This window comes from Nitrosomonas communis (genome assembly GCF_900114745.1).
GTDB lineage: Bacteria > Pseudomonadota > Gammaproteobacteria > Burkholderiales > Nitrosomonadaceae > Nitrosomonas > Nitrosomonas communis_A.
In genome coordinates this window covers 29,002-41,475 of sequence record NZ_FOUB01000032.1, presented here as the reverse complement: position 1 = coordinate 41,475, position 12,474 = coordinate 29,002, and the positions used below count along the sequence as shown (strand labels likewise).

Here is a 12,474-nt window from a genome sequence, read left to right as displayed (position 1 = left end):
ATGGACCGCATCATCAGTAGCATCAAAATCCAGAATCAGTTCTTTGGGCACTCGTTTGAAGGAAGCCACAAACCGTTCTATCATCACTTGATGAATATGCCAGGCTGTTAGTCGATTCGCCTGGTTCTCCCAGCGGCACAAAGTGGAACTGCTCGCTCATACCTCTTCGCGTTCAACCGCTGATTGAATCGCCACATCATAGCGTAATGGCTGATGATCATTGAGGTCCTCATAACCACATGCCAATGCATAAACCCGTTGGCGCAATAGCGCCAATCTACCATGCTGGCAACCTGCCTGCCGACGATTGTCTTCCAGTACTTGAGCAACCGCTTTACTCAGCCCAGTGTGCTTATCCACCTGCCGCCACCATCTGATGTAATATCACCACCCTGGAAATTCACTTCAACAGTACGCTTCTTTACATCTGGAAATTTAAATGATTCCCGGGTACACTTTGTCACTGGCAATTCCTTTCCTTTATTCAGCGTAGATAACTGAATTATAAAGAATTAATAGGGAATTGCCACTTCCCTTCGTGCAATATTAGGGCTAGAGTTGCCTGTTGATTGCTGGCAATCTCCAGAGCAACAGATAGGCATTTATTTTACTGTAAATATCTGGATATTAGCTCCCGGAAAAATTGGATAGATTCAGGACGCTTATGACGTTCACCAATGATCGTAATGCTGTGGGGCTTCAAGCCTTCCACGATCTGTTTATGAGTCTCGGTTGAATGAACCTGAAACGAAGAAAACAGGATAACTATAAAGAAAAGCAGGCACATCATTCATTCTTTCAGAGCTACAGATGTGAAGTACACAGACTTCGCGCTTTACCGCCTCGCCTTCCGCCATTCCCAAGGTGCAACTTGCTAGGCTTCCGGTAAATTCCACAACCCTGCTCTATTCTGCCTAGCCTGTTTTTCCAAAGCATAGAGGCATTGATTACTGGTATATTTTCGATACACCCAAGCTGCACCAAGTCTTACCATTTCTGCATTGACATCGATATTATCTGCATCAACACGTCCTACTTTACGCCCATAGCGATCTGTATCCTGCACTTTGACACTTACCGTTTTTCCATAGACAAGTCGCGATAACTCCTGCTTGGCACGCGCCCATAGGGTTGTGCAGATTCTGGTGTATCGATCTCAGCGAGCCTCACTTTGATTTGCTGCTTGCGATCATCCAGTATAGTGATCGTGTCACCATCCGCTACCCCGACTACACGCCCGATATGTTCCTGAGCCACTGCGAATAACGGCAAGAACGCGATGCATAGTAATACCAGGAATAAAACTCTTTTGAAATTAATGAAACTCATTATAAAGCCTTCGCTCGCTTGTTTCTTTCATCCTTACCTCCTTAATTAATTGTCTCACCGCCTTACTAGATATCCGTCTTTATTATCCATCATTAGGTTAAAACCACCGGCTTTAGCCGGTCAGCTTTAGCTGCGAGAATATGCCACATAGGAGGTGTGGCATGGATTATTGAAATCATACGGTTTATCAGATTGAATACCATGTTGTATGGGTAACGAAGTATCGATATAAGATTCTGAAAGGAGAGGTAGCAGAACGGGTTCGAGAGTTGGTTCGTCAGACGTGCGAAGCATTTGAAATCAGAATCATACAGGGCGTAGTGAGTAAGAATCATGTGCATATACTAGTGAGTTGTCCGCCGGAGATGGCTCCGAGTGAGATCATGAGACGGATAAAAGGACGAACATCGAGCTATCTGTTTGAAGAATTTCCTCACCTTAAGAAGAAGTACTGGGGAAGGCATTTTTGGGCACGAGGGTATTTCTGCACGACAGTGGGTCAGAGGACAGAAGAGATGACAAGCAATACTTAGAGAATCACTTTGAGCCAAATTCAAACGATAATTTTAAAATGGAGCCGGAATAAGACACGTCGTTTAGTCGACGCGTATCCGGACTTTCAGTCCGTAACTCTAACCCACCGGCTTTAGCCGGTGGTTGTTTAGTAAACTACAACACATTGATACGTTATTTGGTACTACTCAGGCAATAACATGAGCTACTTCAATGCTGATTGGGAATTATTTTGCGTTCAGATACTGTTCAGGGTGAAATCTATACAATATTTATAACAAATGAAATTTTACTTACATCAAATTTATTGATGAATTTCATTTGAAATAGTTATAAGGAGTGCATCATGAATGGCAAAAAAATTATCTCACTTTTATTCGTGATTTTGATTTTTCTTCTCAGCGGATGTGTAGCTCCTTCTTATTACGCAGGAATGGGATACTCTAGAGCAGCAGGCTATTATCCAGGTACAGGCTATTACGGAGGATCGGGATATTACAGAGGATTTTCATTTGGGTACAGATATCACCCATCAATTTACCTTAATCAAAGGTACTTTGGGGGGCATAGGCATATCCATGGTGGACATAGATATTTCGACAATGCCTACCGAGGTGGAGGCCATAGAGGGCATAGTCACCGGCACTGGAAAGGAAGCCATCGAGACGGCCATCATCATCGATGAGAATCGATATAGAAACCCTCCTCATAAAACACCTAAGCCATCGCCATGGCAACTATTCCAAAACCTCGCGAATCACTCGACATGGATTTCCGACGGCAAGTACGCCTTCCGGAACGTCGCGCGTCACGACACTACCCGCCCCGATAATTGTTCGGGATCCGATATGAACGCCGGCCAAAATCAATGCTCCACCACCCACCCATACGTCCGCTCCGATCTCGATGGGCTTTCCATATTCCTGCGTTCTACGTAGATCTGCGTTGAACGGATGTAACGGTGTAAGAATCTGCACGCCTGGGCCAAATAGCGTATAGTCACCTATGCCAACCTCGCACACATCAAGAACGGTGCAGTTGAAGTTAAAATATACGCGAGTCCCCAGATAGATATTTGAGCCGTAGTCACAAAATCGTCATGACCATTATTGTTCCAGTTGAACCAACTAGCGAATCGGCTCTGCCTGTCTTGCAGCGAGCAAAGCTTGACCCTGCCGTTTGCATCCTGCCGTTATTGCAGCATCGAATTCCCGGCGGGTTTCCATCTCCGGCAGACGACTATGTTGAGAAGGAACTGGATCTCAATCATTATCTGGTGCGCAATAAAGCAGCGACCTATTTCTTTCGTGTCATAGGGAGTTCCATGACGGGTGCCCATATCCACGATGGCGATATGCTGGTGGTTGATCGCTCAGTCGAACCCAAACACGGGCATATCGTACTGGCGGTGATTAACAATGAATATACGGTCAAACGATTGTATGCCTGCAATGGCGTGATCGAACTGCACGCTGAGAACCCAGCTTATCCCCCCTGAAATGGTCTAATAACTCCGGACACATCTAAAGGCAGATTATATACTGTCAAAAGAGGTGGCTCTAAATGAGTGAGATAAAACACAATAGGCTCAAATATAGTTTGGAATTTAAACAGGATGCAGCCCGGTTGGTTCTCGAGAAAGGTTATAATAGTCAACAGCAGGCTGCTGCGCACCTGGGCATATCGTTAAGTGCTTTGAGGCGCTGGGTTCGGGCGGAGCGCAAGCCTTCAGGCATTGAATCGATAGCGAAGAAGCCGGGATTGAGTTTGGCAGATCAATCCGAATTGCTGCGTTTATGTAAGGAAAATGAACCATTGCGGATGGAGCGAGAGTATTAAAAAAGGCCGCACTCTTCTTTGCGAAAGAAGCCGAATAAAGTACGGGTTTATTCAGGTGCAACAGAAGACATATCCGGTAACCGTGCTGTGTCGTGTGATGGAAGTTAGCGCAAGTGCCTACTATGCCTGGTGACAGGCTAAGAAACTTTTGGAAACTCCTATTTTATGTCAAGCGCCTCAACATAATGCGGGTCATGGCGATGTAAACCCAGGTTTCATCCGTCCGGGTGAGGCGCTCATAGCTTTTACTCAGTCTGCGTGAATGGTTCAGCCGGTCAAAAGTGCGCTCGACTACCCAGCGACAAGGCAATAGCACAAATTTCCTGGTTTCCCTGGGGCGCAACACCCCCTCCAGACAGAATTTAAACCGTTGTGCGACCCAGTTCTATTAAACGACCGCCATAGCCACCATCTACCCAAATCCTCCTCAATTTTTTGCACCCTCCCGGCAAGTGACGCAACAGCAGGCGGGCACCGTCACGATCCTGCACACTGGCGCTAGTGACTACCACCGCCAACAGTCATCCCAGTGTGTCTACCAGAATGTGGCGTTTACGACCATTGATCTTCTTGCCTGCATCGAAACCACGCTGACCAGGAATTGCGGTACATTTGACGCTTTGACTGTCCAGGCAACCTTCCGTTGGAGGTTTGTGTCGGCCACATTTTTCTCGCAAGCGAGAACGCAACCAATGATGAAGACGTTCCCATGTCCCGTTATAGGACCACCTGACGCATACTCAACTCTCGTGGCCTCCCCACAGCTGATACTGGCAGATGGGGTTTCAAATAACGCAACGCTCCCTCACTCAGGTTGCTCGGATAACGTTTCTTCCGTTTTTTTGTAGATTCATCATATTGTCTGCTAATAGCAAAAAAGACGTTCCATTAATCCAGAACTCATAATTTCCAAACAGTTTCTTAGACACAGCGCTTCTTGCTGCCGACGCCGTTTCAGCGACGACTCTAATAAGCGCGGCTCCCACCGTGGCTCAAACTCTTTACAAAATTCGTCACTTGCACAAAAAATCGTTGTGGTATCCATGGGAATCTGACTCCTCCAGTGATGAAATTCTTTTCCAAAATTACTTCATCATAAGGAATTCAGGTTCCTTTTACAGCTTTTTTATATCGAACTCACATTATTATAAACTGCCGCCATACAACCGACTTACCCTTTGCATTGATTCTGTTGTTTATTTTTTGTTGTTTAGATTTTCAGTTTATATCACGTTCTTAGCAGAGATCATCCTTAACTCAAATTTCGTCCCTATAATTCTCAGGCTTATTACGGGCGATGTATCTACACAATTCGTTTTATGTAGCCGGCACAAATTCATAATTCAATAACAGAAAAATATCTTGAATTGCATCTGTGCTTATGCTATTAGGCAGATCCGCTATTTTAACCGTCCATGTACCTTCCACAGGTTTGCCATGTGCCATAGCTTCGAGTTCGGCCAGTCCTGTACCTGCCGTATGATTTTTGGCGGTAGCGACAATACCCTGCTCATTGGTCGACACCTGGATGGGTGCTGGGTTTTCTAGAGAAACTTCAAGTCTTGCGATGCCTTCCAAAGCAGCATCTACTTTAGGCTTGACCAGAAACCCAACATTTACGATTTTTTTATCGACAACTGGCACTTCAAACATTTCCCTGGTGATTTTTATTCTTACGGTATCTGAAAAATCTGTGGACTCCCCTTTACTTTGCAACGCTTTGCTAATGGATAGCGCAGCACTCTCCTGCCTATCCTGATAACGTTTCTTTTCCAGTATATGTTTCAAATTTTCATCAAAAAAAGCTTCATATTGAAAATATATCCGCACATCAGAAATTTGCGTAAACTCAAATACCTGCTCGGGTAATAGTTCAAGTATCCAACTGCTCTCTGGTCCAACATTTTCGAAGAAATTGCGTTCTTTTTCTTGTAGCTTCCGACGACGATCCTTATACAAATAGGAATCAAAATCGGGAAATGCCATAGTATCTACATGCCTGCGTCGCTGCAGGCGCTTGTAACAAAGCCTTTCAATATCAGGATCAGGTTCCACAAATACCTCAACATTATCAATTTTTCGCTTGTCTCCTGGGTCCTGAAAACGAATAAACGAAACGCCATCATTAGAAATATAACCACGCGCGGCAACTACCTGGTTTTGTACCATCACTTCTACTTTGATTTCCTTGATGCGTTGCATGTATGTACCGGGAAACCAACGATCAAATTCTGCTAAAGTCGTCGTTATACGCGCACATCCGGTGAGCTGCATGGCAATATAACTCATGGGATAGTGTTTTCGTAGTGAAATAACATGAGTAAGTTGTAAGGCCTTTTGTGTGCGGCCGGTGAGGTCAATATAATCCATACCGCCGAGATCACGCTGCAGGCTTTCCACAGCGGTGTAATCTTTTCGGTCACTATCAAAATAGCTTTCCTTTATCAGATGAACATTGGCATCCCGTTCAAAGTTAAAAGCATCTTGTGCAAGTTTTGCTACAGACTGTGCCCGTGTTAACAAAGATTGGCGAAGATTATTATATTGAGATTGAATAAGATCCAGAGTCTTGGCATCAAGTACTCGTGCCGCGTTACTCTCGTAAACTTCCGATAATTTGTTGTTAAGTCCGTTAATATTCGCGATTAACACGTCTTTTCGCATGAGCGCATAATTTAATTCAGCTTCTACATCATCTATGGTCTGACGCAGTCCTTTTAATGTGCGTTCAGCAGCATCACCAATTTGCCCAACATTATTGCAGGTTATCGTATTAATACCAGTAAGAACAAACATGTCTGCGAATAACGCAACCGGCACTGATAAACCCAAGGCGACAAAAAAGGCCGGTCCAATCACTGGTGCTGCTGCCGATGCTGCAATGGCAAAAACTGCAACGATCGCAGCGGCAGCGGCAAAGCTCAGAACAGCCACAACCCAACACCACCAGTCACACTCGCATTCATCCTGGGCATTGTGTAGTAGCACCACCGCTTCAGCCATGGCTTTTTCCGCTTGCACCAACTTCACCAATGCTTCAGTCAGGTCGTGTATTTTCTGTTTTACCGCCTCAAGTTCAGCTTCCTGCTCAGCCAACGGTCGTCGAATCGCATCTACGACCTCGGCAAAGTTATCCAACTCTAACTGTATTGGCAGCATGCGTGATTCAATCGATTGAATATGCGAAATGATTTGCTGTGCACTATCACGCAAGTGTTCGTAGCGGAACAACGGTACTGTACTAGCAGCTTGTCCATTGGGGCTGAGTCCATGATCTAATGCAAACAGCCCTACCTTAGCGACAAGAATATTACTAACAATCGGCATCGCCACTGATGCTCGCAAGCGATTGTCTTCAGGAGCAGCGGCTTCCTCACCGGGACTTGCGGAGCTAAATATTGCACCTGGCACACTCGCTGTAAACCCGATAAATTCGGTTTCCGCGGGTAGTGGATCAAGATATCCCGGATCTGGATCAATCGGTGGCAGTTCACCGAAAACCGATTCCAGGTGATAGTCAGTAAAAATGGCCTGACGTATATCAGCGGCATCAACTACAGTAAAATCCTGTAACTTACGCTTTTTTTGACACCATTGGTCAAAGGATTCTTTATGAATGCTGTCCCGCAGCCCTTTAAGTAAACCTTTGCGTTCGTCCAGTAATTTATCGAATACGCGTTCAGCAGTCTGTGTAACTCTTATGACTGACATGTTATTTGTATTCGGTTGCAAAGCACGCTCGAAGTACCGTCTTGCATTGCTTTTATCACCACGAATGAAATAACGATCGGCAATACCGATACTGCCCCGGGTTGTTTTTTCCAACCTCAAAAATTCGTAATGCTCGGCAAGTGCGGAATCATCTATACGCAAAGTGTCCGCTTCGCGTAAAGCAGCGCCGAAATGTCCTTTTCCCAGATAATCTTCTACTCGCGCAAGCACGATTTCAGTTTCATTCAATTTCTCCACCTGATATAAAGGTGTGGAGTTCGCATGGACCAATGCATCACGCACTGTATTTGTCAGTCGATTATTACCAAGTACATCCGGGCGGGGTGCGTATTTTGAATGTTCCTTCATTTTTTTCTCCGTTCCTGATTATCAATTGCTGCATTTCAAATAGCTCTATGCTTGCTTTGTCTTATTGAATTATTATCTTATCGTGCTAACAACGTGAAATAGACTTATCTGTATACTGGTTAGTATTCTTAATAAGAAACTCCAATGACATACTAGTTCTAAGTTAAAAAATAAAAAGTATCCAACAGGTTACTGGTTAGTATTCTTAATAAGAAACTCCAATGACATACTAGTTCTAAGTTAAAAAATAAAAAGTATCCAACAGGTGTTCAGCAAAATCACCTGCAAACAATAGTAGTTTGATTTCTAACAACTAAACAACCACCGACTAAAGCCGGTGGGTTAGAGTTACGGACTGAAAGTCCGGATACGCGTCGACTAAACGACGCGTCTTATTCCGGCTCCATTTTAAAATTATCGTTTGGATTTGGCTCAAAGTGATTCTCTAAGTATTGTTGATCATCTCTTCTGTCATCTGACCCACTGTCGTGCAGAAATACCCTCGCGCCCAAAAATGCCTTCCCCAGTACTTCTTCTTAAGGTGAGGAAATTCTTCAAACAGATAGCTCGATGTTCGTCCTTTTATCCGTTGATGTGGCTACACTAAACTGGACACATTCCTAAAAATAGCTGAAAGCAGGAATGTATTTAAATGACCCAAGAAAAACCCAAAGTCTATACAGCTGAATTTAGGGAGTCATCGGTAAAGCTGGCCATTGAATCGGGTAAACCGGTAGCCCAAACCGCCAGGGAAATTGGTGTGAATGAAAACACCTTGCCTACCTGGATCAGTAAATACAGTCGACCGGTGGATAACATAAAGGCAGTGCGCACTGACGAACATCTCTATGAAGAGTTAAAGCGACTAAAAAAAGAGGTTGCCCGACTGACCGAGGAGCGCGACCTATTAAAAAAGGCTGCCGCGTACTTTGCCAAGGAGCAACGGTGAAGTACGCCTGGATCAAACAGCCTCAAGGTGAATTCACCGTGTTATCGATGTGCCGGTTTTTACAGGTCTCACAGAGTGCTTACTATGATTGGCTGCATCGAATGCCTTCATTCAGGAAATGAAAAGACGAGCAACTCAGCGGTATTGTAAAAAAAGCATTTGAAAAAAGCCGGAATACCTACGGCACCTGCCGTCTCAAAATAGCTATGTCTCACCAAGGCCGATCCGTGAGTCGGCGTCGAATAAGCCGGCTAATGAAGCAAGCCGGACTGGTCTGTAAAACCAAACGTCGATTTAAAGCTACCACCCATTCAAAGCATGAATTGCCTATTGCGCCTAATTATTTGGATCGTCAGTTTTCCATAGATCAGATAAATCAGGTATATGGGGGCGATCTCACTTATATTCATACCCTGGAAGGCTGGTTGTATCTGGCGGTCGTAATCGACTTGTTTTCTCGGCAGGTCGTAGGCTGATCAATGGCCGCGCATATGAAAACACAGTTAATCAACGATGCGCTCCAGATGGCTATTGGGAAACGTAAACCCGGCAAAGGCCTGTTATGGCATACCGATCGGGGTAGCCAATACGCCTCAGAAAGTCACCGGCAATTACTAAAGCAGCATGGCATCCAACAAAGCATGAGTCGGAAGGGCAATGGCTGGGACACTCAGTTTAATATGTCATGGAATGCCTGACTTGATCTGACCCGTGCTGGGATTGGCGAAGTGCCTTTGCGTTGACCTGTCGATCTGGTCCAGGCATTCCCCGAGCGTTGCCGGGCGCAATACTCGTGACCTAATAGGAGCCTTGATTTGCACCGTGAGTGTCCTGTCCGGTAACTGGGGTTGGTAATGCACTAATCTTGATTAAGGAGTATACATATGGACGGCACACTGGTTAAAAATGAAGTTATTCTTGGCGTTGATACCCCTTTAGATACCCACGTTGGCGTGGTCATCAATGATCAAGGTAAAGTGATAGGGATACTTACTTCCATACCGACTAATAGAGCAGGTTATCTGAAATTACTGACGTGGGCACGATCATTAGGAAAGGTTCGGCGTGCTGGCGTTGAAGGTACAGGAACATATGGCGCGGGTCTTGCCCGTTTATTGCGCGAACAGGGTATGGAAGTATGGGAAGTCAATCGCCCTGATCGTGTCAAGCGCCGACTTCAAGGAAAATCCGATCCGACTGATGCTGAGAGTGCAGCACGCACAGTATAGCAGATCCCATATAAAATGATTTAAATAAATAAGGTAATCCCCCGGCTATGCCGGGGGATTATTAAAGGTTTGACCGTGTGATACGGTTACCGTGATTCTTTTAGCTTGATCAAGAGCTAGGAGAATCAAATGAGAGATTATCAGAGTTTGACGCATACGACATGGGACTGTAAGTACTATGTCGTATTTATTCCGAAAAGAAGGAAGAAAGTGATATTCGGAATGATACGAAAACACCTTGGAAAGGTATTGCGCGAATTAGCGGAGCAGAAAAACTGCCAAATAGTAGAAGGGCACCTGATGCCTGATCATGTACACATGTGCATCAGTATTCCTCCGAAATACTCGGTATCTTACGTAGTAGGGTATATCAAAGGGAAAAGTGCAATATCGATAGCGCGGAAGTTTATGGGGAGATCTAGAAATTTCACAGGTGAAAGTTTTTGGGCACGCGGTTATTTTGTATCCACGGTAGGATTAGATGAAGAGATGGTCAGAGAATATATCCAGCACCAAGAGAAAGAGGATGAGCACTTTGTTACGGGTGGTCTTGGGATCGGGAGTTTTAATCCAACGCATCACGCTGGCGACCCCTACACCAAAACACTGCGCCACTTGCGCGATTGAGAGGTTCTCCTTCTCTCGAACGGATAATACCTTATGGCGAAATGATATCGGATAGGTCATACGTAAATTATAATCAATTTATAGGGGATATGCTATAGTCAATCGCCTCATCAATGCTCATGTCTTGCCCCTTCCTTCATGTTAAGCGAAAAAATGAAGAGCGATTATCCATCACCTTCCCTAAGCTTACATTAGCTATTATCCTATTAGTGGCGGATACCCCTTGTTGAACTAAACTAGCGGGAAGTATCATTCATGGGGTGACCTGGTCGATTGAATCTGAGACAAGACTCCCTCGACATCCTCCTCAATAGTAATTGTTACTTTCATTGCTTCTCCTTATCTATTCCATCTGGATTTCAATCAAATAAATCGAATAAATCATAATCATGAAATTCATCGTCCATTTCGTAGAAGGACGTAAGGGGTAGTTTTTTCCTGGTCATCCTGAATTCTCTGTTAAGAACTCAGCAAACTACACTTCCCGCTTATTTGTAGATTAGGAGGAGAAAGATCACCTGCTATATCTTTCCTCTCGTATTGACCTCCTGTTAGTATTGACCTATCAGAATCTATCGCGCGGCTAGGCTTGGGGAGCACGAGCCAGGCCTATGCCGATGTCAAAAGGATCCAACCCGGGCTGTAAACCCTGAAGGGTCGCGCTACCAACAAGCCGACCTGCCAATGACAAGGGACTAAGAATGCCGACGCTCTTGATCTGCTCAGCCCAAAGAGCTGCAACACCAGCGACATGAGGTGTGGCCATACTAGTCCCACTCATCACTTGGAAGCCTCCTCCTCGTTTGGCAGAGGTAATGTTCACACCGGGTCCTGAAATGTTGGCACCGGTATTTGAGAAAAAGGCCACTGTTAAACCCTGCGCCCCCTGCCCTAAGGCAGCAACTGAAATAATACCCTCGGACACCGCAGGAGGAGAAACAGCGATCTCAAAATCAGGATCAACGTCCCTTTGACTCTCGTTGCCAGCGGCGGCAATGATCACAGATGCCTGTCCAAAAGCACTTCGAGCTCTGATTAGGGATGCTACTCTTTCAAAAAGTTGTACATTGGCTCGGTAACCTTCCAGGGCTCGGGAAGTTGCTAATTCAGGCGGAAACCCCTGCTCTTCCAACTCCTTAACAAATCCGGTAAAATCAATGCCCAGCGACATGGAAATCACGTTAGCGCCATTTTCTACCGCCCATTGGATGGCACTAACGATGGACTCACTGGATCCTCCATTCTGCCCCAACACTTTACCAATCAAAGCTTTATTAACACCCGTTGCAACACCGATTCGTTTGCCTTCGGTAGTTCGTCCAAAGATAGACCCAGCGCAATGGGTACCATGGCCGTGCTGATCACCGTTACCCTCGCCAGTGAAATCCTTTTCGATAATTTCTACTCCAGCGAACGCAGGGTGATTTGCATCGATGCCCGTATCGAGGACAGCCACAGTAATGTCTTTGCCACTGAATGGGGAAGTGTCCGCACCAACAGCCTTTACTCCCCAGGCGACATCTTCTGCAGCAGGTGCTGCTGAAACTTCAAGCGGAGCAATTAGCTTCATGGGAATAGAAGGAGCGACAGCCAGCACGTCCCGTTTTTCGGTCAATGCAGGAATCTGTCGGCGTTCGATATGTTCAATTTCCACCGATAACGAGCCACTCATGGAAGCTTCAGCGGTGAGTAAATTAGGAGGTCCTAGAAGTGTATCGCGTGAGATTGCAGATGGAGAACGTAAAATAATGTAATTCTTTTTCATAAGTATCTCCTTATCTAAAGATAGATTTAAGATTGAAGTACAACTTTTATAAGTTATCAGCAAGCAAGCTACGTGAGCAGAACAAATCCACCATGCATAAAGCCCCCTCTATAGTCTCGTCATTCTATTTAATCCTCTTTCGT

At 45.2% G+C, this 12,474-nt stretch carries 10 protein-coding genes and 5 pseudogenes; 6 read left to right on the top strand and 9 right to left on the bottom strand.

The genetic code is table 11. The annotated features are described in order from the left end of the window. The 3 genes and pseudogenes from BM122_RS25185 to BM122_RS25175 form a co-directional block, all read right to left on the bottom strand. Positions 1 to 360, bottom strand: a pseudogene (locus BM122_RS25185) (transposase); the annotation flags it as partial. 514 nt (positions 361 to 874) lie between these two features. Beyond that, entirely contained in the window at positions 875 to 1,066 is a 192-nt protein-coding gene (locus BM122_RS25180) for a thermonuclease family protein (protein ID WP_256212033.1), read from the bottom strand. A gap of 8 nt (positions 1,067 to 1,074) precedes the next feature. After that, positions 1,075 to 1,329, bottom strand: coding sequence for a thermonuclease family protein (locus BM122_RS25175; protein ID WP_256212032.1), 255 nt, complete (start codon positions 1,327 to 1,329; stop codon positions 1,075 to 1,077). A gap of 191 nt (positions 1,330 to 1,520) precedes the next feature. Here BM122_RS25175 and tnpA (BM122_RS12330) point away from each other — a divergent pair. Continuing rightward, positions 1,521 to 1,915: pseudogene (gene tnpA / locus BM122_RS12330) on the top strand (IS200/IS605 family transposase). 664 nt (positions 1,916 to 2,579) lie between these two features. On the opposite strand, the gene BM122_RS12320 reads toward tnpA (BM122_RS12330), so the two are convergent. Beyond that, on the bottom strand, positions 2,580 to 2,864 hold the full coding sequence (locus BM122_RS12320) for a DapH/DapD/GlmU-related protein (RefSeq protein ID WP_218152072.1): 285 nt from the start codon (positions 2,862 to 2,864) through the stop codon (positions 2,580 to 2,582). Between the two features lie 77 nt (positions 2,865 to 2,941). Here BM122_RS12320 and BM122_RS12315 point away from each other — a divergent pair, with 77 nt between their 5' ends. Together BM122_RS12315 and BM122_RS12310 are read left to right on the top strand one after the other, a co-directional pair. Then, entirely contained in the window at positions 2,942 to 3,340 is a 399-nt protein-coding gene (locus BM122_RS12315) for a LexA family protein (protein WP_074905831.1), read from the top strand. Positions 3,341 to 3,405: 65 nt separating this feature from the next. Then, complete coding sequence (locus BM122_RS12310) at positions 3,406 to 3,681, top strand: transposase (RefSeq protein WP_074905830.1); 276 nt, start codon at positions 3,406 to 3,408, stop codon at positions 3,679 to 3,681. A gap of 163 nt (positions 3,682 to 3,844) precedes the next feature. Here BM122_RS12310 and BM122_RS24180 read toward each other — a convergent pair whose 3' ends face one another. From BM122_RS24180 to tnpA (BM122_RS12295), 4 genes and pseudogenes are all read right to left on the bottom strand, one after another. After that, positions 3,845 to 4,027 (bottom strand): transposase, encoded by a 183-nt coding sequence (locus BM122_RS24180; protein ID WP_218152071.1) that lies wholly within the window; start codon positions 4,025 to 4,027, stop codon positions 3,845 to 3,847. Between the two features lie 16 nt (positions 4,028 to 4,043). Beyond that, positions 4,044 to 4,358 (bottom strand): annotated as a pseudogene (locus BM122_RS26085) (transposase). Between the two features lie 640 nt (positions 4,359 to 4,998). After that, entirely contained in the window at positions 4,999 to 7,761 is a 2,763-nt protein-coding gene (locus BM122_RS12300) for a Tc toxin subunit A-related protein (RefSeq protein WP_074905829.1), read from the bottom strand. 392 nt (positions 7,762 to 8,153) lie between these two features. Beyond that, positions 8,154 to 8,353, bottom strand: a pseudogene (tnpA, locus tag BM122_RS12295) (IS200/IS605 family transposase); the annotation flags it as partial. A gap of 60 nt (positions 8,354 to 8,413) precedes the next feature. On the opposite strand from tnpA (BM122_RS12295), the pseudogene BM122_RS26575 reads away from it, so the two are divergent. The 3 genes and pseudogenes from BM122_RS26575 to tnpA (BM122_RS12275) all read left to right on the top strand — a co-directional run. After that, a pseudogene (locus BM122_RS26575) lies at positions 8,414 to 9,378 on the top strand (IS3 family transposase); the annotation flags it as partial. A 216-nt stretch (positions 9,379 to 9,594) separates the two neighbouring features. Further along, positions 9,595 to 9,939 (top strand): IS110 family transposase, encoded by a 345-nt coding sequence (locus BM122_RS12280; protein WP_218152068.1) that lies wholly within the window; start codon positions 9,595 to 9,597, stop codon positions 9,937 to 9,939. A gap of 129 nt (positions 9,940 to 10,068) precedes the next feature. After that, a complete protein-coding gene (tnpA, locus tag BM122_RS12275; RefSeq protein WP_256212030.1) occupies positions 10,069 to 10,566 on the top strand; it encodes an IS200/IS605 family transposase in 498 nt (165 codons plus the stop codon). A gap of 583 nt (positions 10,567 to 11,149) precedes the next feature. On the opposite strand, the gene BM122_RS12265 is transcribed toward tnpA (BM122_RS12275), so the two are convergent. Continuing rightward, entirely contained in the window at positions 11,150 to 12,331 is a 1,182-nt protein-coding gene (locus BM122_RS12265; RefSeq protein ID WP_074905827.1) for a S8 family peptidase, read from the bottom strand. Between the last annotated feature and the right edge of the window lie 143 nt (positions 12,332 to 12,474).

Bases quoted from the DNA above. Each gene is read 5' to 3' on its own strand.
- BM122_RS25175 (WP_256212032.1), bottom strand. From the start codon at position 1,329: ATGAGTTTCATTAATTTCAAAAGAGTTTTATTCCTGGTATTACTATGC.
- BM122_RS12315 (WP_074905831.1), top strand. From the start codon at position 2,942: ATGACCATTATTGTTCCAGTTGAACCAACTAGCGAATCGGCTCTGCCT.
- BM122_RS12310 (WP_074905830.1), top strand. From the start codon at position 3,406: ATGAGTGAGATAAAACACAATAGGCTCAAATATAGTTTGGAATTTAAA.
- BM122_RS12300 (WP_074905829.1), bottom strand. From the start codon at position 7,761: ATGAAGGAACATTCAAAATACGCACCCCGCCCGGATGTACTTGGTAAT.
- BM122_RS12280 (WP_218152068.1), top strand. From the start codon at position 9,595: ATGGACGGCACACTGGTTAAAAATGAAGTTATTCTTGGCGTTGATACC.
- tnpA (WP_256212030.1), top strand. From the start codon at position 10,069: ATGAGAGATTATCAGAGTTTGACGCATACGACATGGGACTGTAAGTAC.
- BM122_RS12265 (WP_074905827.1), bottom strand. From the start codon at position 12,331: ATGAAAAAGAATTACATTATTTTACGTTCTCCATCTGCAATCTCACGC.